The 19,526-nt window shown below is 68.2% G+C and carries 21 protein-coding genes; 10 read left to right on the top strand and 11 right to left on the bottom strand.

From position 1 onward, the window contains the following. Window positions 1–227 precede the first annotated feature (227 nt). The 3 genes from RKE40_RS04140 (at window position 228) to RKE40_RS04130 (ending at window position 3,177) form a co-directional block, all read left to right on the top strand. A complete protein-coding gene (locus RKE40_RS04140; protein WP_316016977.1) occupies window positions 228–1,058 on the top strand; it encodes a sulfurtransferase/chromate resistance protein in 831 nt (276 codons plus the stop codon). Further along, entirely contained in the window at window positions 1,055–2,449 is a 1,395-nt protein-coding gene (gene chrA, locus RKE40_RS04135; RefSeq protein ID WP_316016976.1) for a chromate efflux transporter, read from the top strand. Before RKE40_RS04140 ends, chrA begins: the two co-directional genes overlap by 4 nt. Before the next feature lie 95 nt (window positions 2,450–2,544). Further along, window positions 2,545–3,177 (top strand): pyridoxamine 5'-phosphate oxidase family protein, encoded by a 633-nt coding sequence (locus RKE40_RS04130; RefSeq protein ID WP_316016975.1) that lies wholly within the window; start codon window positions 2,545–2,547, stop codon window positions 3,175–3,177. Window positions 3,178–3,180: 3 nt separating this feature from the next. Here the strand turns inward: RKE40_RS04130 and RKE40_RS04125 are convergent, their stop codons facing one another. From RKE40_RS04125 to RKE40_RS04110, 4 genes are all read right to left on the bottom strand, one after another. Continuing rightward, window positions 3,181–3,492, bottom strand: coding sequence for a hypothetical protein (locus tag RKE40_RS04125; protein ID WP_316016974.1), 312 nt, complete (start codon window positions 3,490–3,492; stop codon window positions 3,181–3,183). 72 nt (window positions 3,493–3,564) lie between these two features. Beyond that, window positions 3,565–4,755: an FAD-dependent monooxygenase gene (locus RKE40_RS04120; RefSeq protein WP_316016973.1), complete on the bottom strand. Its 1,191-nt coding sequence runs from the start codon at window positions 4,753–4,755 to the stop codon at window positions 3,565–3,567. Between the two features lie 45 nt (window positions 4,756–4,800). Next, window positions 4,801–5,052, bottom strand: a complete 252-nt coding sequence (locus RKE40_RS04115) for a zinc-finger domain-containing protein (RefSeq protein WP_066467298.1) — start codon at window positions 5,050–5,052, stop codon at window positions 4,801–4,803. Window positions 5,053–5,162: 110 nt separating this feature from the next. Further along, window positions 5,163–6,161: an acetyltransferase domain-containing protein gene (locus RKE40_RS04110; RefSeq protein WP_316016972.1), complete on the bottom strand. Its 999-nt coding sequence runs from the start codon at window positions 6,159–6,161 to the stop codon at window positions 5,163–5,165. A gap of 451 nt (window positions 6,162–6,612) precedes the next feature. On the opposite strand from RKE40_RS04110, the gene RKE40_RS04105 reads away from it, so the two are divergent. Together RKE40_RS04105 and cysE are read left to right on the top strand one after the other, a co-directional pair. Further along, window positions 6,613–7,383, top strand: a complete 771-nt coding sequence (locus RKE40_RS04105; RefSeq protein ID WP_316016971.1) for an alpha/beta fold hydrolase — start codon at window positions 6,613–6,615, stop codon at window positions 7,381–7,383. A 191-nt stretch (window positions 7,384–7,574) separates the two neighbouring features. Beyond that, window positions 7,575–8,423, top strand: coding sequence for a serine O-acetyltransferase (gene cysE / locus RKE40_RS04100; RefSeq protein WP_316016970.1), 849 nt, complete (start codon window positions 7,575–7,577; stop codon window positions 8,421–8,423). Window positions 8,424–8,430: 7 nt separating this feature from the next. Here the strand turns inward: cysE and RKE40_RS04095 are convergent, their stop codons facing one another. Further along, window positions 8,431–9,312, bottom strand: coding sequence for a LysR substrate-binding domain-containing protein (locus RKE40_RS04095; protein WP_316016969.1), 882 nt, complete (start codon window positions 9,310–9,312; stop codon window positions 8,431–8,433). Between the two features lie 267 nt (window positions 9,313–9,579). On the opposite strand from RKE40_RS04095, the gene RKE40_RS04090 reads away from it, so the two are divergent. Beyond that, entirely contained in the window at window positions 9,580–10,905 is a 1,326-nt protein-coding gene (locus RKE40_RS04090) for a serine hydroxymethyltransferase (protein WP_316016968.1), read from the top strand. A gap of 185 nt (window positions 10,906–11,090) precedes the next feature. On the opposite strand, the gene RKE40_RS04085 is transcribed toward RKE40_RS04090, so the two are convergent. From RKE40_RS04085 to dctP, 4 genes are all read right to left on the bottom strand, one after another. Next, window positions 11,091–11,525: a type II 3-dehydroquinate dehydratase gene (locus RKE40_RS04085; protein WP_066469784.1), complete on the bottom strand. Its 435-nt coding sequence runs from the start codon at window positions 11,523–11,525 to the stop codon at window positions 11,091–11,093. A 35-nt stretch (window positions 11,526–11,560) separates the two neighbouring features. Next, window positions 11,561–12,853, bottom strand: a complete 1,293-nt coding sequence (locus RKE40_RS04080) for a TRAP transporter large permease (protein ID WP_184231754.1) — start codon at window positions 12,851–12,853, stop codon at window positions 11,561–11,563. Further along, window positions 12,850–13,368, bottom strand: coding sequence for a TRAP transporter small permease (locus RKE40_RS04075; RefSeq protein WP_316016967.1), 519 nt, complete (start codon window positions 13,366–13,368; stop codon window positions 12,850–12,852). The genes RKE40_RS04080 and RKE40_RS04075 overlap by 4 nt, the downstream gene beginning before the upstream one ends. Window positions 13,369–13,594: 226 nt before the next feature. After that, window positions 13,595–14,584, bottom strand: coding sequence for a TRAP transporter substrate-binding protein DctP (gene dctP / locus RKE40_RS04070; protein WP_316016966.1), 990 nt, complete (start codon window positions 14,582–14,584; stop codon window positions 13,595–13,597). 219 nt (window positions 14,585–14,803) lie between these two features. Here dctP and RKE40_RS04065 point away from each other — a divergent pair, with 219 nt between their 5' ends. Next, a complete protein-coding gene (locus tag RKE40_RS04065) occupies window positions 14,804–15,475 on the top strand; it encodes a GntR family transcriptional regulator (protein WP_316016965.1) in 672 nt (223 codons plus the stop codon). 187 nt (window positions 15,476–15,662) lie between these two features. Here RKE40_RS04065 and RKE40_RS04060 read toward each other — a convergent pair whose 3' ends face one another. Beyond that, complete coding sequence (locus tag RKE40_RS04060) at window positions 15,663–17,036, bottom strand: serine hydrolase domain-containing protein (protein WP_316016964.1); 1,374 nt, start codon at window positions 17,034–17,036, stop codon at window positions 15,663–15,665. A 177-nt stretch (window positions 17,037–17,213) separates the two neighbouring features. Here RKE40_RS04060 and RKE40_RS04055 point away from each other — a divergent pair, with 177 nt between their 5' ends. After that, window positions 17,214–17,426 (top strand): DUF3126 family protein, encoded by a 213-nt coding sequence (locus tag RKE40_RS04055; protein WP_066469761.1) that lies wholly within the window; start codon window positions 17,214–17,216, stop codon window positions 17,424–17,426. Between the two features lie 175 nt (window positions 17,427–17,601). On the opposite strand, the gene RKE40_RS04050 is transcribed toward RKE40_RS04055, so the two are convergent. Next, window positions 17,602–18,327, bottom strand: coding sequence for a hypothetical protein (locus RKE40_RS04050; RefSeq protein ID WP_316016963.1), 726 nt, complete (start codon window positions 18,325–18,327; stop codon window positions 17,602–17,604). Window positions 18,328–18,530: 203 nt separating this feature from the next. Between RKE40_RS04050 and RKE40_RS04045 the strand changes: the two genes are divergently transcribed. Together RKE40_RS04045 and RKE40_RS04040 are read left to right on the top strand one after the other, a co-directional pair. Further along, entirely contained in the window at window positions 18,531–18,860 is a 330-nt protein-coding gene (locus RKE40_RS04045; protein ID WP_316016962.1) for a DUF6949 family protein, read from the top strand. Between the two features lie 54 nt (window positions 18,861–18,914). Further along, the gene (locus RKE40_RS04040) at window positions 18,915–19,445 is read left to right on the top strand and encodes a gamma carbonic anhydrase family protein (protein WP_316016961.1); all 531 of its coding nucleotides are present in this window, start codon (window positions 18,915–18,917) and stop codon (window positions 19,443–19,445) included. Window positions 19,446–19,526: the final 81 nt, after the last annotated feature.

Below are 19,526 nucleotides of genomic sequence, written 5' to 3'. Positions count from 1 at the left end.
CTCCGGAAGCACTTGGTGCATCCTTCGAGACGCCATTCCCGAGGGAATGGCTCCTCAGGATGAGAGTTGAGACGCAGCGTCCCTAAGCACTGCGAAGCTGCGTTCCGGGGGCCGTTGACGCCCCCCGGTCGCCATGGTCTAAATTCCGAAGGGGTTCATTCGCGACGACCCCGTGAGGCGTCAGCCCAAGGATCGCGTCCAGTCTCCTAGTTTCAGGGAGGGACGCCATGTCTTCCAATATCCAGATCAGCGCTGCCCAATTGTCTCGGCTCGTCGGACTGCCCGATGCGCCGGTCCTGATCGATGTCCGCAACGATGAGGACTTTGCCGCCGATGCGCGGCTGCTTCCGGCCTCGCAGCGCCGCCGGCATGACGATGTCGCCGGCTGGGCCGGTGCCTATGCCGGCAGCAAGGTCGTGGTCTCGTGCCAGCGCGGGCTGAAGCTCAGCGAAGGCGTCGCGGCCTGGCTGCGGCATGAAGGGATTCCGGCGGAAGTTCTTGTCGGCGGCTTCGAGGCCTGGCGGGAAGCCAGCCTGCCGCTGGTCGACGCCCGCAAGCTCCCGGCCCGCGACGACGCCGGCCGGACCGTCTGGGTGACGCGGGCGCGGCCGAAGGTCGACCGCATCGCCTGTCCCTGGCTGATCCGCCGCTTCGTCGATCCTGCGGCCGTCTTCCTGTTCGTGACGGCCTCGGAGGTCGAGGCCGTGGCCGAGCGTTTCGGCGCGACCCCCTTCGACATAGACGGCGTGTTCTGGAGTCATCGCGGCGAGCGCTGCAGCTTCGACACGATGATCGAGGAGTTCGACCTCTCGCTGCCGGCGCTCGACCGGCTCGCGGCCATCGTCAGGGCGGCGGACACCGCCCAGCTCGACGACGTGCCGCAGGCGGCCGGATTCCTGGCGGCGTCGCTGGGATTGTCGCGGATGTTTCGCGATGATCTGGCACAGCTCGAGGCCGGCATACTGCTCTACGACGCGTTCTATCGCTGGTGCCGCGATGCCACCGAGGAAACCCATAACTGGCCTTCCGTGCCGGCAGGAGCAGGGGGACGGCCATGACGATCGCGACCGATGAGGCAAGCAGGCCCGCTGCTGCCGAAATCCCCTCGCTCGGCGAGGCGACGCGGGTCTGGGCGAAGATCGGGCTGCTCTCCTTCGGTGGCCCGGCCGGCCAGATCGCGCTGATGCACAAGGAGCTGGTCGAGGAGCGCCGCTGGATCGGCGAGCGGCGGTTCCTGCATGCGCTCAACTACTGCATGCTGCTGCCCGGTCCCGAGGCGCAGCAGCTCGCCATCTATGTCGGCTGGCTGCTGCACCGCACGCTCGGCGGCCTGATCGCCGGGCTGCTCTTCGTCCTGCCCGGCGCGCTGGTGATGCTGGGCCTGTCCATGCTCTACGTGCTCTATCGCAGCGTGCCGGTGGTCGATGCCCTGTTCTTCGGCGTCAAGGCCGCGGTGCTCGCCGTGGTGATCGAGGCCGGGCTCAGGATCAGCCGCCGGGCCTTGAAGAACCGGGCGATGATCGCGATCGCGGTCGCCGCCTTCCTCGCGCTTTTCCTTTTCAAGCTGCCGTTCCCGCTGGTGATCCTCTGTGCCGGGCTGACCGGCTGGCTCGGGAGCCTCTACGCGCCGGCGCTGTTCGAGGCCGGCGGTCATGCCGGCAAGGGTGGCGCGCCCGAGTTCAAGGGTGTCGTCGACCTGATGTTCGAGCGCGGCGAACTGGAGCACGCCAAGCCCTCGACCGGCCGGGCGCTGCGGACGCTGGCACTCTGGCTGCCGCTCTGGCTCGGCCCGGTGGCGCTGCTCTGGCTGCTGGCAGGCGGCAACAATGTCTTCACGCAGATCGGCAGCTTCTTCAGCGCCATGGCGGTCGTCACCTTCGGCGGGGCCTATGCCGTGCTGGCCTATGTCGCGCAGGCGGCGGTCGAGGGCTATGGCTGGCTCGTCGCTGGCGAGATGGTCGACGGGCTCGGCCTCGCCGAAACCACGCCGGGGCCGCTGATCCTGGTGCTGCAGTTCGTCGGCTTCCTCGCCGCCTGGCGGGTGCCGGGCGGGCTCGATCCGCTCGTCGCCGGCAGCCTCGGCGCCCTGCTGACGCTCTGGGTCACCTTCGCGCCCTGCTTCCTCTGGATCTTCCTGGGCGCGCCCTATGTCGAGGCCCTGCGCGGCAACCGGGTGCTCTCGGCCTCGCTGACCGCGATCACGGCGGCGGTGGTCGGCGTGATCATGAATCTCGCGCTCTGGTTCGGGCTTCATGTGCTGTTCGGTACCGTCCGGCCGGTCAGCTTCGGTCCGCTCGCGCCGGACCTGCCGGTGCTCTCGAGCCTGGACTGGCGGGCGGCGCTGCTCGCCGCCGGCGCGATGCTGGCCATGCTGCGCTTCAAGCAGGGGATGATGACGGTGCTTGCCGGCTGCGCGCTCGCAGGCGTCGCCCTGCGCCTGCTGGGATAGCGACTGTTTCATTCTGCGGAATTCTGAACTGCCCGGCACGGAAATTGTGCTCGGGCGAGGGAATGATCATTTCGGTGGGTCTGGAGGCTTGCGCCATGACCCATCGTTTTCTCGAGATCGCGACGACGCCTGCCGTCAAGGCGGCGCAGGAGGCGCAAGGCAGCCGCCGCGCCTATGCCAGGCAGGAGGAGGGCGCGCCGCATCACGACCGGCTCGGCGGCAGCGAGGCCGCGTTCATCGGCGCCCGCGACTCCTTCTACATGGCGAGCGTCTCCGAGACCGGCTGGCCCTATCTGCAGCATCGCGGTGGTCCGCAGGGCTTCCTGCGCGTGCTCGACGAGACGACGCTCGGCTTCGCCGACTTGCGCGGCAACCGGCAATATCTCAGCCTGGGCAATCTCAGCACCGATGACCGGCTCTGCCTGTTCCTGATGGACTATGGCAACCAGGCGCGGCTGAAGATCTTCGGGCGCGCCCGCTTCCACGATCTCGCGGCGGAACCGGAGCTGGCGCGCCGCCTGATCGTGCCGGGCTACCGCGCCGTGCCGGAGCGCGGCATGACGATCAAGGTCGAGGCCTTCGACTGGAACTGCCCGCAGCACATCACCCCGCGCTTCAGCGAGGCGGAGCTGGCGCCGGCGCTCGCGCCGGTGCGGCAGCGGTTGGAGGAGCTTGAAGCCGAGAATGCCCGGCTGCGGGCCGAGCTGGCCGCGCGCGTCCAGAGCTAGAGGTCAGCGCCGCTCGTTCGTCTCGATGACGCGATACTCGGCGTCGACGATCTCGCCCTGCGCGGCGCCTTGCTGCGGCTGGCCGAAGGGGTTCTGCGGATCGATGCCGGCGGCGCGCATGCGCCGGCGCATCTGCCAGGCGGCGACGGCGCCGCCGATCAGCACGACCGGGATCAGGATCAAGGCGAGGCTGGCCGCCACCAGGAAAAGCAGCACGCCGAGGGCAAAAGCCCCGGCCATGATGAGATAGCTCGCCCAGCGCGGCAGGCGGCCCGTACTCTGGTTGAGGCGGCTGTTCAGGTCGATGCGGATCATGGCTCGTCGTTCGTTCGGTTGGCGCTAATCTAGGAAGCCAATGCGGCGTTGACGAGGGCGGCGGGCGTAATTTCAGCCGGGCAGGGGCCAGTCATAGACCCAGGCATAGCGCTGGCGCAGGCCTTCCGGGCCGAGCCGGCGCAGCACGATGTCGCGGGCATAGCTCCAGGGTCGGCCGAGATGGTAGGAGCGGGCATTGTCGCGGCTCGCCTGCTGGACGCGAGTCGCCCGGCCCTGCCGTGCCGCGGCATAGGCGGCGAAGGCGGCGGGAACCGAGGCGGTGCCGTCGGCCTGCAAGGCGCTCGCGAGTTCATGTGCCAGCACGGCCGCATCCTCGATGGCGAGCGCTGCACCCTGGGCCAGGAAGGGCAGGACCGGGTGGGCGGCGTCGCCGAGCAGCGCGATGCGGCCCTTCGCCATCGCCGCCGGCTCGCGGTCATAGAGCGACCAGACCTGCCAGGCGGGCGCAGCCTCGACCAGATGGCGCAGCGAAATCGGGGCGCCATTGGCGATGCCGGCGATGTCGCTTGCATTACCCTCGCGCGACCAGCCCGGGCGGGCCTCGCGCGCGGCGCGGATCAGGACGAGATTGATCTCCTTGCCGCCGGCCACCGGGTAGTGGACGGCATGGCGGGCGCTGCCGAGGCGCAGCGAAACCGTGGGCTGGCGCAGTTCCGACGGCACTTCCGCCGAGGGAATCAGCGTCCGCCAGGCCTCCCAGCCGGTGAAGCGCGGCTCGCGGGTGTCGCCGGTGAGCTGGCGGGCCTGCGACCAGAGCCCGTCGGCGCCGATCAGACCCATGGCCTCGACCGTCTCGGTCTGGCCGTTCTCGGCGACGAGCGTCGCGGTGATGCCGGCTTCGGTCTCGGCGCAGGCGAGCAGGCCGCGGCCGATCAACCAGCGGATGTTCGGCAAGGTGCGGGCGGCATCGAGCAGGATCTGGTGGAGATCGGCCCGCTTCAGCGCCCGGGAGGGCGTCGCGCCCGGCGCAGGCGGCGCATAGGGCATGCTGAGCAGCGGCGTCTCGCTCCGCCAGCGGCTGATCGCGAGCGATTCTGGCCGGACGGCGGCACGGCGCAGAGCGATGCCGAGGTCGAGCGCCTCGAGCACGCGGCCGGCATTGGGCGAGACCTGGATACCGGCACCGGCCTCGGCGAAGCGGGTGCGCTTCTCGGCGATGACGACGGGGATGCCGCGGCGCGCCAGCGCAATGGCCGCGGTGAGGCCGCCAATGCCGGCGCCGGCGATCAGGATCGGAGACATCGCTTCAGCCGTTCACGTCCCGCCGCGCCCCCGGCGGGAAGCGCCTCAAGCCGCCTTGGGGGCGTCGTGGTACTCGCATTCGGCCGGCTTGCCGTGACCGGCGCCGAGCGAAGGCTCGTATTTGAACAGCGTCGAGCAATAGGGGCAGATGATCTCGTCATCCGAGCCCATGTCGAGGAAGACATGCGGATGGTCGAAGGGCGGCTTGGCGCCGATGCACATCAGCTCGCGCGCGCCGACATGGATGACGGCGACGCCGGGATCGTTGTGGAAATGCGGTGTGCCGTGGTCGGCCATGGTCGCTCTCTGTCGTCTCGATTTGCGGCGCACGATAATCGTTCGCCCGCGGGCGCGCCAGTGCGCGGGGGCGAAATCACGGGCCCGCCGCTTGCGGCGTCCTGTCCCGGTCAGCGGGCCCGGGCGCAGGCGAGGCCGATCTCTCGGGCGCGCTCGGTCTGCTCCGGGGTGAGGGCGTCGGCGAGCACGCGGCTCCAGAGCTCATCACGCTTCAGCCCCTCCATCGAGCAGGAGCAGACGCGCTCGCAGGCCTCCTTCGGCGTACCCGTCGCGACGCAGCTGCGCTGGCAGGCGGCGAGGAAGGGCACGGCGTCGGCATCCGGCAGCTTCGGGCCGGAGAGCTGCATGAAGAGCATGAGCGCGCCGATGAAGAGCGGCTGGTGGACGAGATAGACGAACAGGCTGTTGCGGCCGCCGAGCGCGACGAGGCGGGCCGGGGCGGACCTCGCGCGCCAGAGCGTCCAGACGCCTTCGGGCGCCTTCGCCAGGGCGACCTTGCCCAGCGCCATGCCGGCGAGGACACAGGCGAACCAGGGGAAGAGCGGCACGAAATCGGCGGTGTAGGGCCAGGGGCCGAAGCCGAGCCAGGACAGCCATTCGGTTTCGAAGACCTCGCCGCTGAGGATGAAGGGCAGGGCGAACCAGACCGCCGCGATCAGCGCCAGAGCGACGGCTGGCAGCCGCAGGAAGGGCAGGGCGAGCAGGCTCGCCAGCGCGATGTGGTGCAGGATGCCGAAGAAGATGAAGTTCTGCGGGATCGCGAACCAGGTGCCGACGGTGACCAGCAGCGCGGCGCCGGCGACCATGGCGAAGCGCTTCGCATAGGCCTGCCGGTTCAGGCCGTTCCGTGTCGCCAGGATCAGGCTGAAGCCGACGATCGCCAGGAAGGAGCCGGCGATCAGGCGGGCGAAGAGGCGCCAGCCGGGATCGGAGACGACGTCGACGCGGATCAGCCGGAAGAAGGAGAGGTCGTAGGCGAAATGGTAGACGAACATGGCGAGCAGGGCGATGCCGCGCGCCAGGTCGAGCAGTTCGATGCGGCCTCGGGCCGGGGTGGAGGTTTTTGCCGGGGTGGGGATCTTGGCCGAGGCCGTGGCTTGCTCGCTCATGGGGTGAACTCTTAGGCGGTGAGCGGGGGCTGGGGAAGGGGCGTGCACCTGCGGCGCCTAGCTTGTTCAGGTCATCCCGGCCGGAGCGAAGCGCAGAGCCGGGACCCATGCCGGGACGGTTCAGGCATGGGTCCCGGGTCTCCCTCCGGTCGCCCGGGACGACCGGAGCTTTTCCAGCAAGCAAGAGTCCTTCGAGCCCTCATCCTGAGGAGCCGCGTCAGCGGCGTCTCGAAGGATGTTCCAGGAGGCTCCGGACCAAGCTGGACCATCCTTCGAGACGCAGCCTTCGGCTGCTCCTCAGGATGAGGGCTGAAGATGAGGGCTGGAGCTGGGTGGTCGGCGCGCAGCAGGGACGCCGCTGCATGCTGCCATGCCGACGGGCGCGGCTACCAAAACCCGCCCCGCCATGGCACAGCAGACGCGACAATTTTCGAAAGAACGGCGCGACGACATGCAGCGATTCGATTCCGACGGCGTCAGCCTCGCCTATCTCGACCTCGCCCCGACCATCGAGGGCGGCTCCGGCGATCCGATCGTGCTCGTCCACGGCTTCGGCTCGAGCCATATGGTCAACTGGGTGAACACCCAGTGGAGCAAGACGCTGACCCATGCCGGCTACCGGGTGGCGCTGCTCGACAATCGCGGCCATGGCCAGAGCCAGAAGCTCTACGACCCCGAAGCCTACAACTCGAACATCATGGCCGAGGATGTCCGCCGGCTGATGGACCATCTCGGCATCGAGCGCGCCGATGTGATGGGCTACTCGATGGGCGCCCGCATCTCGGCGCATCTGGCGCTGGCGCATCCGGAGCGGGTTCGCGCGCTGCTGCTCGGCGGGCTCGGCATCCATCTCGTAGAAGGCGTCGGCCTGCCGCTCGGCATCGCGGATGCGATGGAGGCGCCCTCGCTCGCCGATCTGACCGACCCGATGCAGCGCATGTTCCGCGCCTTCGCCGAGAACACCGGCAGCGACCTGCGCGCGCTCGCCGCCTGCATCCGCGGCACCCGGCAGACGCTCACGGCCGAACAGGTCGGCCAGATCGCGGTGCCGACCCTGATCAGCGTCGGCACGAAGGACGATGTCTCCGGTTCCGGGCCGGAACTCGCGGCGCTGATCCCGGGCGCGGAGAGCTTCGACATCGTCGGCCGGGACCATAATCTTGCGGTCGGCGACAAGACCCACAAGCAGGCGGTGCTGGAGTTCCTCTCGCGCCGGGCATGACCCATGGTCCGGAGAATAACGTTCTCCTGCAGGAGAATATTATTCTCCATCAATGACTTGCATGCGACCCTTCGCATTTCGAGTCTTGTCCTTCACGGCTTGATTCAGCTAGAAGGCAGGCCCATCTCCTTCTGCGCGACGCCGTCGTGCCGGAATAATTGCTCGCCGAGCGCACCGTAGCGGAGAACGCCATGCCATCGGGACGCCCGAACGTCGAAGCCCGTGATCCCGCAACCGGGCTCGATCGGGTCGATCCCGTCTGGTCGCGGCTGCGCCGCGAGGCCGAGCAGGCGATCGCCGCCGAGCCGGCCATGACCAGTTTCATCCTCTCGACCGTTTTGAACCAGCGCAGCTTTGAGGAGGCGGTCTCGCATCGCGTCTCGGCGCGTCTCGCGCATGGGGCGGTTCCGGCCGAGCTGATCGACCAGGCCTTCGAGGAGGCGCTCGCCGCCGATCCCGAGATCAGCCAGGGTTTTCGCGCCGACGTCGTCGCCGTGCTCGACCGTGACCCGGCCTGCTACCGGCTGCTGGAGCCGGTGCTCTATTTCAAGGGCTTCCACGCGCTGCAGACCCACCGCCTGGCGCATTGGCTGCACCAGCAGGGCCGGCGCGATTTCGCGCTCTATCTGCAGAGCCGCTCCTCGGAAGTCTTCCAGACCGACATCAACCCGGCCGCGAAGATCGGCAAGGGCGTCTTCCTCGATCACGCCACCGGCCTCGTCGTCGGCGAGACCACGGTGATCGAGGACAATGTCTCGATGCTGCAGGACGTCACGCTCGGCGGCACCGGCAAGCAGGGCGGCGACCGCCATCCGAAGATCCGCAAGGGCGTGCTGATCGGCGCCGGCGCCAAGATCCTCGGGAATATCGAGGTGGGACAATGCGCCCGCGTCGCGGCCGGCTCGGTCGTGCTGGCGGCGGTGCCGCGCAACACCACGGTCGCGGGCGTGCCGGCCAAGGTCGTCGGCGAGGCCGGCTGCGCCGAGCCCGCCCGCTCGATGGACCAGATCCTGACCAGCGATTGCGGCGGCGGGATCTGACGCGCCGCTAGAGGCTGTCCGCCAACCATTCCATGACTCGTGCCCGCAGCGGGTGCGGCCTGCTGGCCGGCGCTGGCAGGATCGTCAGCCGGTCGCCGCTCGGCATCGCAACAGCGAAGGGCGTGGCCAGCCGGCCCTGGGCCAGGAGCGGCGCGATCAGGCTCGCGCGACCGATCAGGATGCCGGAGCCGCCGAGCGCGGCATCGAGCGCCAGCGCATAGAGCGAATAGGACGGGCCGCGGCCGGCATCGACGCCGGCGACGCCGGCATATCTCAGCCAGCGTGCCCAGTCGCTGCGCCAGACCGCATCGTGCAGCAGGGTCCTGCCCAGGAGATCGGAGGGCGTGCGCAATTGCTGCGCCAGATGCGGCGAGCAGATCGGAACGAGGCTGTCTTCGGCAAGGGCGAGGGCGTCCGGCGGCGGTTCCGCCAGATAGAACAGAGCGAGGTCGAAGGCCTCGCGCGGCCCGCTCGGTGGCGCCTCCATCGCCGAGATCGAAATCTGCAGCTCCGGGAATTCCTGCTGCAAGGCCGGCAGGCGCGGTGAGAGCCAGAGCTGGGCGATGCAGGGCAGGGCGGCGATGGCGAGCGCCCGGCCGGCATGGGTCGCGCGCAGATCGTGCACCGCGAGCGAGAGCGCCTCGAAGGCCGCGCTGAGGCGCGGCTGCGCCTGCCTGCCGGCGTCCGCCAGCGCGACACCCTGGGGCAGGCGCCGGAACAGGGGAAAGCCGAGGAACGCCTCGAGCTGTCGCACCTGCTGGGCGATGGCGCCAGGCGTGACGCCGAGTTCCTCGGCGGCGCGGGCGAAGCTGCCGAGCCGGCCGGCCGCCTCGAAGGCGCGCAGCGCGTTGAGCGGCGGCATGGGCGGGCGCGGCGGTGCGACAGGCATGGGAGGAGGCTGCTCCGGCAGATGTCTATCGTCAGTCTCGCGGTCGTCCCGGGCGACCGGAGGGAGACCCGGGACCCATGCCTGAACGCTGATCGGAAAGGCTCAGGCATGGGTCCCGGATCGGCGCCGCTTCGCGGCTTGTCCGGGACGACACTGGTAAGAGTGAGGCCTAGAATTCCTAGGCCTCACGGCGACGATAACTGGTTTGCGCTACGCCTGCCAAGCCGTTCCAATGGCTGTGGGAAGCATGGACCGGCGAGGCGGACGATGAGCGCGAAACTGGCGAGGCGGGACTGGGTGCCGGCGGCGAGCGAGGACTATGTCCTGCGTGTCGCGGGAGAGATCGCCGGGCAGGGCCGGGCGGCAACCGAGGCGCGACTTGCCGGGCTCATTGCCGAGAACCGGGCGATCCATGAGCGCGACTGCGTCAATCTCAACCCGGCGACCAATGTGATGAACCCGCGCGCCGAGGCCGTGTTGGGCCAGGGCATGGGTGCGCGGCCCTCGCTCGGCTATCCCGGCGACAAATACGAGATGGGGCTGGAGGCGATCGAGCAGATCGAGATCGTCACCGCCGAGCTCGCCGCCGAGGTCTTCGGCGCGGGCCATGCCGAGATCCGGGTGCCATCCGGCGCCATCGCCAATCTCTATGTCTTCATGGCCGCAGCGAAGGCGGGCGACTGCATCATCGCGCCGCCGCCTTCGATCGGCGGACACGTCACCCACCATGGCGCCGGGGCGGCCGGGCTCTATGGCATCACCACCCATCCGGCGCCGGTCGACGCGCAGAACTACACGGTCGATCTCGACAGGCTGCGGGCGGATGCGCTGCGGCTGAGGCCGAAGCTGCTCAGCATCGGCGGCAGCCTCAACCTGTTTGCGCACCCGATCCGCGAAATCCGCGCCATTGCCGACGAGGTCGGCGCCATCGTGCTGTTCGACGCGGCGCATCTCTCCGGCATGATCGCCGGCCACGCCTGGCAGCAGCCGCTGGCCGAGGGCGCCCATGTCATGACAATGAGCACCTATAAGAGCCTGGGCGGGCCGCCCTCGGGGCTGATCGTCACCAATGACGCGGCGATCGCCAAGAAGCTCGATGCCATCGCCTATCCCGGGCTGACCGCCAATTTCGACGTGGCGAAATCGGCCTCGCTCGCGATCACGCTGATGGACTGGCAGGAATTCGGGCGCGACTACGCGCAGATGATGGCGGCGACGGCCAAGGCGCTGGCAGAGGCGCTGGTCGAGCGGCAGGTGCCGGTTTTCGCCCGTGAGCGCGGCATGACGCAGTCGCACCAGTTCGCGATCGAGGCAGCCCCCTATGGCGGCGGCCAGGCGGCGGCGAAGCGGCTGCGCGCCGCCAACATCCTGAGCTGCGGCATCGGCCTGCCGATTGCCGAGGTGGCGGGAGACGTCAACGGGCTCAGGCTCGGCACGCCGGAGATCGTCCGCTTCGGCATGAAGCCGGAGCACATGCCGGAACTCGCCGGCTACATCGCCGACGGTCTGTCCGGCGCGCGTCCGGTGGAGGCGGTGGCGCAGGAGGTCACTGCCTTCCGCAAGCGATTCTCGAGCCTGCACTACATGCGCTGAAGCCGGAGCCTTCTGGGGCTCGGCTGACTCGCTGGGTCATTCCGGACGAGCCGCGTCAGCGGCGCTGATCCGGGATCCATGCCTGAGCCTTGCCGATCCGGGCTCCGGCGTGGATCCCGGGTCTTCGCTTCGCTGCGCCCGGGATGACTTCGCAAGAACGGTTCGGGCCAGATCCAGCGGTCTTGCTAGCCCTCTACCAATTCGATCGCCGAGCGGATGGCGGTGGCGTAGCCGCGGGCGCCGAGGCCGGCGATGATCGCGGTCGCGGCGAGCGAGACATAGGATTTGTGATAGTGCGCCTCGCGGCGGTGGATGTTGGAGATGTGGAGCTCGATGATCGGGCCCGGGAACATCTTCAGCGCGTCGAGGATCGCGATCGAGGTGAAGGAATAGGCGGCGGGGTTGATGATGATCGCGCTGCCTTCGTCGATCGCCTCATGGATCCAGTCGACCAGCTCGTATTCGCGGTTGCTCTGCCGGAACTCGACCGGCCAGTCGCCGGCCGTCTCGCGGCACATGGTCTCGACCTCGGCGAGCGTGGTCTTGCCGTAGATATGCGGCTCGCGCTTGCCGAGGCGATTGAGGTTCGGCCCGTTCAGGACATAGATCGGCTTGTTCACGGCAGCACCTGTTCGTGGTTTCCGTTCATCTGCGCTCAGCCCTGGTAACCCATCAGCCGGGGCAGCCAGAGCACGAGCTCGGGGATGAAGGTGATGAGGGCCAGCGCCACCAGCATCGCCCCGAGGAAGGGCATGCATTCGCGGACGATGTCGCGCAGCGGGACGCCGGTGATGTTGGTCATGACGAAGAGCAGCAGGCCATAGGGCGGGGTGATCAGGCCGAGCATGATGTTGACCACCACGACGACGCCGAAATGCACCATGTCGATGCCGAGTGCCTTGGCGGTCGGGATGAAGACCGGCACGACGATCAGCAGGATCGCGGTGCCTTCGAGCAGGCAGCCCAGGACGAGCAGGATAAGGTTGACCAGGATCAGGAAGCCGATGGGCGAAAGATCCCAGCCGGAGAGGAAGACCTTGAGGCTCTCCGGGATGTTCTCGATGGTGACGACGTAGTTGAAGACCAGCGCGCCGGCGATCAGCATGCCGATCGAGGCGGTGGTGCGCGCGCTGTAGGCGAGCGAAGCGTAGAAGGCGCGCAGCGAGACGCTGCGATAGAGCAGCACCGAAATTGCCAGCGCATAGGCTGCAGCGACCGCTGCGGCCTCGGTCGGCGTGGTCGCCCCGCCATAGATGCCCCCGAGCAGCACGACCGGCATCATCAGCGCCGGGAAGGCCCGCCAGGTGATACCGGGAAGCTCGCGCAACGGCACCGGAGCCTCGACCGGGAAATTGCGGCGGCGGGCGGTGGCGCCGATCAGGCTCATCTGCGCCAGGGCCATCAGCAGGCCGGGGATCACGCCGCCAAGGAAGAGGAAGCCGATCGAGGCATCCGAGACCAGGGCGTAGAGCACCATCGGGATCGAGGGCGGGATGATCGGCCCGATGACGGCGGTAACCGCCGTCAACGCCGCGGCGAAGCTCGGCGGGTACTTGCCGTCCTTGGTCATCATCGCCTGCATCATCCGCCCCGTGCCGGCAGCATCGGCGATGGCGGAGCCGGACATTCCGGCGAAGATCACGCTCTGGACGACGTTGACCTGGGCGAGGCCACCGCGGAAGCGGCCGACCAGCGCATCGCAGAAGCGCAGCAGACGCTCGGTCATGCTGCCGATGTTCATCAGCTCGGCCGCCAGGATGAAGAGCGGCACGGCGAGGATGACGTAGTTGGTGTACATGCCGTTGAGCAATTGCTCGGCGGCGATGGAGAGATCCTGGCCGGCCAGCAGCAGATAGAAGATCGAGCCGGCGATCATGGCGTGGCCGATCGGCAGGCCGAGCAGCGACAGGGCGACGATCGTCGCGATGCAGAGGGCGAAGGGGCTCATACGCCGGAGCCCGCCTTGGTCGGGTCGAAGGCCTCCGGCGCCTTGCCGCGCAGCGCCTGCGTGCAGAGCCAGAGATAGCGCACGATCGCGGCGACCGCGAAGGCGATGTAGATCGAATAGACCCAGTTGAAGGGCAACTTCAGATAGGCGGTGCGCTCGACCTTCATGAAGGAGACGTAGTCGGCCATGGCGGGCAGCGAGATCGTGTAGAGCACGATCAGCGGCACCGCAGTGACGACCGCCATGACCCGCCGGGCCTTGGGGCCGACCGCGCCATAGATGATGTCGAAGCGGATCTCGTCGCTCTCGCGGGTGACGAAGGCCGCGCCGAACAGCACCAGCCAGAGCCAGAGCAGCACGCTGATCTCATGCGTCCAGCCGATCGGCAGGTTGAAGACGTAGCGGAAGACGATCTGCACGAGGAACACGGCGAACATCGCGCCGAGCATCAGCACGAGGACATTCTCGGCGCGGCGTGCAAGCCAGGCTCCGAGCGGTTTCAGCGAGCGCAGCATCGGTCCTCCCTCGAATTTCGGCCCGCCGACCCCTCAATCGGCGGGCCGCGCCGGGCTCAAGGAGCCTAGCGCAGAAACTGGATCGCTCGGCCACTGGCCGGAGGCGGGTGACGACAAAGCCCGCGCCGATCAGCCCGCCGAGCAGGCTGATCGGATCATGCGTTCCCATCAATGGTTCAAAAGGTGGAGCTGCCGGCCGGACCCGTATCGACCCGGCCGGGCCGGCTCAGAGCGCGTTGATCTTGTCGAGCATGCCCGGCGTCCAGCCCTTGGCGAGGTCGGATTCCAGGTACTTCTTCTGGGCGAAGTCGCGGAAGGCCTTGAGATCGGGCGTGTAGACCTCGAGCCCCTGCTTCTTGAAGAAGTCGGCGAGCTCGACCTCCTTGGCGAGGTGCTCCTTGGTGCTCCAGTCGATCGCGGCATCGGCGGCGGCCTGGAAGGCGGCCTGCTTCTTCGCATCCATGCCATCCCAGACGCGCTTGGTGACGCAGAGCAGATCGAAGCCGACGAGATGCGAGGTCAGGACGATCTGCGACGAGACCTCGTAGAACTTCATGTTCTGGACGTTGGGCAGCGGGTTGTCCTGGCCGTCGATCGCGCCGCTCTGCAGGCCGGTATAGACCTCGGCATAGGCCATCGGCGTCGGATTGGCGCCGAGCGACTGGCCGAGGAACTGCCAGGCGTCGCCGCCGGGCATGCGCAGCTTGATGCCGGCCATGTCGGCGGGGGTGTTGATCTTCTTCTTCGGCTTCAGGCCGACCTGGCGGGCGCCGAAATAGGTCGGCCCGAGGATTTTGATGTTGAGCTTGTCCTCGGCCATCTTCTTGAGCTCGGCGCCGACCGGGCTGGCGAAGACCTTCTTGAGATGGTCGGCGTCGCGGAAGAGATAGGCGGAGGTGACGATCGACCAGGCCGGGATCTGGTTCGAGACGTCCTGTGGCGCGATGTTCCCCATTTCGAGGTTGTTGCGCTGCATCGCCACCAGCTCTGTGCCCTGCTTGAACAGGTTGCCGCCGTAATAGGGCTGGAGCGTGAAGTCCTCTTTGATGGCCTCGCCGAACTTCTTCATCATCTCGGCGCGGATGTCCTGCTCGGAGAACACCGCGGAGAAGCGCAGATTGGGCTTGCCCTGGGCCATGGCCGCGCCGGTGAAACCAACCGTCGCCGCGGCGGCGCCGCCCGCGAGCAGAGCGCGCCTGTCGAGCTTGAATGTCATGCCGATCCCTCCTGCATGGCGGCTTATGATGCCGCCTATCGGGGCGCACTATCGCCACAGCTCGGCGCAGGCGCAACCTCGATTTTCAATTTCGTATGATGTTTTTCGTTTTGCCAGACGATTGTGTAATCCGCCGGGGCTGCGCTAGCATTGGCCAGCGGCACGGGGCGGAAGCCTCGGCGCCGGCATGACCCGTTCACCCGCATCGAGGCCGTGAAGATGCTCAACATCGCCCCGCCGGACGCGTCTGTCGGAGAGCTGGCCTATCGCCGCATCCGCGCCGACATCATCTTCGGCAGGCTGGCGCCCGGGCAGAAGCTCAAGCTGGAGGTGCTGCGCGAGGGCTATGGCGCCAGCGTCAGCACCTTGCGCGAATTGCTGAACCGGCTCGCCTCGGAAGGGCTGATCGCGGCCGAGGGCCAGAAGGGCTTCATGGTTGCGCCGGTCTCCGCGACCAATCTGCGCGAGCTCGCGGCGATGCGGCTGCTGCTGGAAGGGCATGCGCTGGCCCAGTCCTTCGAAGCCGGCGACATGGAATGGGAGGGGCGTGTCGTCGCGGCCCATCACAAGCTCGCCCAGATGGAAAAGCGCATGCTCGACAAGGACCGGGCCGATGCCGAGCTCTGGAAGCGCTATGACTGGGAATTCCACCACGCGCTGATCTCGGCCTGCGGCTCGCAGGTGCTGCTCGAGACTCATGCCGCGATCTACGACAAATATCTGCGCTATCAGATGGTCGCGGTGATCTTTCGCGGGCAGATCGCCGCCGAGGAGCACCAGATCCTGCTCGACTGCGCGCTGAAGCGCGATCAGGAGCGCGCCGCGGCCGTGCTCGATGTCCACGTCAATGCCTGCGTCGAGCACACGCTGGCGCTGGGGATGCTGGATTAGGTTTCGACGGCCTGATCGTCGCCTGCGTTGTTCCCCGTCGATCTCTGCCGTCATCCCGGACAAGCGGCTTCAGCCGCGCCGATCCGGGATGCATGCCGGGGCATTTTTCGCGAAGGCTCGGGCATGGGTCCCGGGTCTCCCTCCGGTCGCCCGGGGCGACTTCTGAAATCGGTCTGAGCGCTTCGCTTCAGTTCCCGGCCCGGCCATAGCGCTCAACCATTTCGGCGCGCAGCGCGTCCTCGCCGATCGCCTCGCCGCCGCCGAGCCAGACCGAGGTGACCTTGCCCGCGCCGTCGCGGACGAGCCGGGCCGGCTCGCCGGGGCTGTGGAAGGCCGAGGCCCTGACGATCCGGCCGTGATCGGGAGCCTCGACCGTGATCTCCGGGGCATCGAGGAAGGGCGTGAACAGGGCGGGATTGGCGCAGAGCACCTTGCTCTCGCCCGGCACGAGATCGCCGGCTCCCCAGATCGTCCACCAGCGCCCGGCCCAGTCCCGCGTTACCTCGGAGGGGGCGCCGTGGCCGGAGAAGGTCTTGAGGATGTGGACGACGCCGTCGAGCCAGGGATGGGCGAGGCCGTCGATCGCATTGGTCAGCACCGAGACGGTCAGATCCTGCTCCGGCAGGATGACGGTGCGGGTGATGAAGCCCTGGAAGCCGCCGGAATGGCCGACCCAGTGCCAGTCGCCTTCGCCGCCAGAAATGGTGCCGAGCCCGTAATGCCGGCCGAGGCTGCTTTCGCTGTCCGGCCAGAGCCGGCGGGTCATCTCGCGCCGGCTGAGCGGGGAGAGGATGCTGGCTTCGGCGCGCGGCGAGAGCTGCGCGAAATAGCGGGCGACGTCGGCGGCGGTCGCGACGAAACCGGCGGCCGCTGTCATCGCGTTGCCAGGATTGTCGGCGGGGATCACCACGCGCCGGCCGAGCGGCTGGGTGCCGCTATGGCCCTTGGCCATCGGGCCGGTCCAGAGCCCGATATCGGGCTGCGTCTCGCGCAGGCCGGCGGGGATGACGATCTCGCGGAGAATCCAGTCGGGATAGGCTTCGCCGGTCACGGCCTCGATCACCAATCCGAGCAGGGCGAAGCCGTGATTGGAATATTTCAGGCGCTGGGCAGCCGGGTAGACCGGCGGCTGGGCGAGGTCAGCCAGCAGTTCGTCGCGGCGGCGATAAGGACGACGATCGAAGAACTGGCTGGAATCGGCGCCGTCGCGAACGAGGCCGGCGCTGTTGGAGACGAGCTGGGTGAGAGTGACCTTCGCTACGTCCTCGTGCAGACCCGGCACATAGGCGCCGACCTTGTCGTCGAGGCGCAGGTGGCCGGCCTCGGCGAGGCGCAGCAGGCCGGCGGCGGTGAAGCTCTTCGAATGCGAGGCGATGCGGAAACCGTGGCGCGGCGTCAGAGCTTCGCCGCTGGAAAGATCGGCCTTGCCGAAGGCGGCCTCGAGCACGACCTTGCCGCCGCTGGCGACGGCCACGGCGCAGCCCGGCTGCTCGTGATGGCGACGCTGGAAGGCGAGCCAGCTTCCGATATAGTCGAGGGCGGCGGGCAACCAGGGTTTCATCGCAAGACCTATCCTTCGAGCCGGTTCAGCGGGAACATGTCACGCGCGGCGCCGTTGCGTCAGGTGCTCCGGCGGATGGGCCCATGCAGGTCGCGCTCGTCCGGGGGAGATGCCGTTTCGCTTGCTCTCGCCGGCCTCGCATGGCATCCGTCCGCCCAACGCAAAAGGATCGCCCACGTGGACAAGACCGAACTCGCCAAGCTCGAAGCCTATCTTCGCCGCACCTTCTCGAACCATCAGATCAGCGTGCGGGCGCGGATGAAGAAGACCGATTCCGCCGAGGTCTACCTCGCCGACGAGTTCATCGGCATCATCCATGTCGATGACGAGGACGGCGACCGTTCCTTCAACTTCACCATGGCGATCCTCGACGTCGATCTCGACGACTGAGGCTCCTAAGGCTCTGTGGAAACGTGCTTTTCCACTAAGCCAAGCTCGTCATTCCGGAGACGCGGCGAAGCCGTGCAGCGCCGGAATCCATCTTCGAACGCCGGAGTCCTGCGACGGATTCCGGCGTTTCGCTTTGTCCCAGCCAGAGCGACGGTGCTGGGAGCGTGCGGCGGTCCTAGCGCACCAGCCGGTCGACGGCGCGGCGGACGCCGCCGAGCATCAGTTCCCAATCGGCGATGATGGCGCGCGGGAAGCGGATGTTCACATCCATGCCGCGATGGCGGAAGGTCACGCGGCAAAGCTCGTCGAGCCCCGAGGCCGGCACCGCGATCGGGCAGCGCGCCGCAAAGCCGCGACCGTCGGGCACCGAGACGAACAGCTCGTCGCCCTGATAGGGAGAGCCCTTGCGGAAGCCGCGGACCACGAGCCCGCCCGGATTGGACCACACCGTATTGGTCAGGAAGCGCGCATAGACCGAAAGCTGCGTCGCCGGCTCGTTGACCTTGTCCTGCGGACTTAAGGTCACCAGCAGGCGGCTGCGCGTCTCCGGCGTGACCGGGCCGAGGCTCGGCCAGTCCAGCCGCAGCCGCGCCATGCCGACAAGGCGCCCTTCCTCCGAATCCGCGCCGGTCAGGTTTTCGGGAATCGCCAGCACGGTCTCGCCGACGCGCGTCGCCTGAAGCTCGTGGCCGGTGTCGGCCGGCGTCCGCGTCGCCAGCAGGGCGAGGCCGGTTCCGGCAAGACCGAGGAAGAGCACGGCGGCGGCAAGGCGCAGCAGGGCCCGGTCGCCGCTCGGCAGCACGGGAGCCGGTCGACGCTGCAGACGGTTGCGGATCAGCGTCGCGACATCGGCGGCGCCGTGACCGGGGTAATGGCGTTCCGGGGTGGCGTGCAGGCTCATGATCAAAGCATCCGGGATGGCGGCCGCTGCGGCCTTAGCAAGACTGAATCAGAGCGCGCTTAACGGCGCGTAAACCATGTCGGCCGGCGCGCGTCTGAGCGGGCCGGGCTGTCATGGTTAACCAAAGGTTACGATCCTGCTTTCCGCTTTCGCGCGCTTGCGGCATGGTCGGGCATCGCCAGTAGCGTAAGGTCCGTGTCCCCGTGTCGCTCGAACCCGCAGCCGTCGAGGCGCTGAAATCGCTGTTCATCGGCTTCGCCTTCGCCGGGCTGCTGGCCAGCGCCTTCGAGCTGTTCACGCAGCGCCGTGCCGGCTTCGAGCTTCTCGAGGCAGGCGGGGTGAGGGCGGTGGCGAGCGTGCCGGTCGTGGTCTTCAGCGCGCCCTTCCTGATCCTGCGCAACACGGTGCGTGGCCGCCGCATCGAGGGCCGGCCGTTCTTCTTCGTGATGGCGGCGAGCATGGTCGCCTCGCTCTGGAGCCTGATCAGCGGGCGCGTCGTGCTCGACCTGCTCCTGCTGCTCGGCGCGGCTTGACGGCAGGGTCGCAGGGCCGGCATTCCTCCTCGTCAGTCAACGAGGAACATGCCCATGCCGCTCTACTCGCTCGATGGAACCGTGCCGGAAACCCCGGCGGAGGGGGAATGGTGGCTGGCGCCCGACGCCCATGTCATCGGCCGGGTGCGCCTCGGCCGCGATGTCGGGATCTGGTTCGGCTGCGTGCTGCGCGGCGACAATGAGTGGATCGAGATCGGCGAACGCTCGAACATCCAGGAAGGCTGCATGCTGCACACCGATATGGGCTTCCCGCTCAGCATCGGCGCCGGATGCACCATCGGCCACCGCGCCATCCTGCATGGCTGCACGATCGGCGAGAACAGCCTGGTCGGCATGGGCGCGACCATCCTCAACGGCGCCAAGATCGGCCGCAACTGCCTGGTCGGCGCCAATGCGCTGGTGACCGAGGGCAAGGAGTATCCGGACAATTCGCTGATCGTCGGCTCGCCGGCCCGGGCGCTGCGCTCGCTGGACGATGCTGCCGTAGAGGGCTTGCGCCGGGCCTCTGCGGGCTATGTCAAGAACTGGAGGCGCTTCGCCGCCGGCATGAAGCAGGTCGGCTGAAGGGCAGACACCCGCCAAAAACGAAGCGGGCCGGCCCCCGGGGAAGGGGCCGGCCCTAGACGTCGCCCGGTCGGGGACGGG

The sequence above is a fragment of the Allobosea rubneri genome (assembly GCF_032464875.1).
GTDB lineage: Bacteria > Pseudomonadota > Alphaproteobacteria > Rhizobiales > Beijerinckiaceae > Allobosea > Allobosea rubneri.
This window is presented reverse-complemented; position numbering and strand designations above follow the sequence as displayed.

Bases quoted from the DNA above. Each gene is read 5' to 3' on its own strand.
- RKE40_RS04140 (WP_316016977.1), top strand. From the start codon at position 228: ATGTCTTCCAATATCCAGATCAGCGCTGCCCAATTGTCTCGGCTCGTC.
- chrA (WP_316016976.1), top strand. From the start codon at position 1,055: ATGACGATCGCGACCGATGAGGCAAGCAGGCCCGCTGCTGCCGAAATC.
- RKE40_RS04130 (WP_316016975.1), top strand. From the start codon at position 2,545: ATGACCCATCGTTTTCTCGAGATCGCGACGACGCCTGCCGTCAAGGCG.
- RKE40_RS04125 (WP_316016974.1), bottom strand. From the start codon at position 3,492: ATGATCCGCATCGACCTGAACAGCCGCCTCAACCAGAGTACGGGCCGC.
- RKE40_RS04120 (WP_316016973.1), bottom strand. From the start codon at position 4,755: ATGTCTCCGATCCTGATCGCCGGCGCCGGCATTGGCGGCCTCACCGCG.
- RKE40_RS04115 (WP_066467298.1), bottom strand. From the start codon at position 5,052: ATGGCCGACCACGGCACACCGCATTTCCACAACGATCCCGGCGTCGCC.
- RKE40_RS04110 (WP_316016972.1), bottom strand. From the start codon at position 6,161: ATGAGCGAGCAAGCCACGGCCTCGGCCAAGATCCCCACCCCGGCAAAA.
- RKE40_RS04105 (WP_316016971.1), top strand. From the start codon at position 6,613: ATGCAGCGATTCGATTCCGACGGCGTCAGCCTCGCCTATCTCGACCTC.
- cysE (WP_316016970.1), top strand. From the start codon at position 7,575: ATGCCATCGGGACGCCCGAACGTCGAAGCCCGTGATCCCGCAACCGGG.
- RKE40_RS04095 (WP_316016969.1), bottom strand. From the start codon at position 9,312: ATGCCTGTCGCACCGCCGCGCCCGCCCATGCCGCCGCTCAACGCGCTG.
- RKE40_RS04090 (WP_316016968.1), top strand. From the start codon at position 9,580: ATGAGCGCGAAACTGGCGAGGCGGGACTGGGTGCCGGCGGCGAGCGAG.
- RKE40_RS04080 (WP_184231754.1), bottom strand. From the start codon at position 12,853: ATGAGCCCCTTCGCCCTCTGCATCGCGACGATCGTCGCCCTGTCGCTG.
- RKE40_RS04075 (WP_316016967.1), bottom strand. From the start codon at position 13,368: ATGCTGCGCTCGCTGAAACCGCTCGGAGCCTGGCTTGCACGCCGCGCC.
- dctP (WP_316016966.1), bottom strand. From the start codon at position 14,584: ATGACATTCAAGCTCGACAGGCGCGCTCTGCTCGCGGGCGGCGCCGCC.
- RKE40_RS04065 (WP_316016965.1), top strand. From the start codon at position 14,804: ATGCTCAACATCGCCCCGCCGGACGCGTCTGTCGGAGAGCTGGCCTAT.
- RKE40_RS04060 (WP_316016964.1), bottom strand. From the start codon at position 17,036: ATGAAACCCTGGTTGCCCGCCGCCCTCGACTATATCGGAAGCTGGCTC.
- RKE40_RS04050 (WP_316016963.1), bottom strand. From the start codon at position 18,327: ATGAGCCTGCACGCCACCCCGGAACGCCATTACCCCGGTCACGGCGCC.
- RKE40_RS04040 (WP_316016961.1), top strand. From the start codon at position 18,915: ATGCCGCTCTACTCGCTCGATGGAACCGTGCCGGAAACCCCGGCGGAG.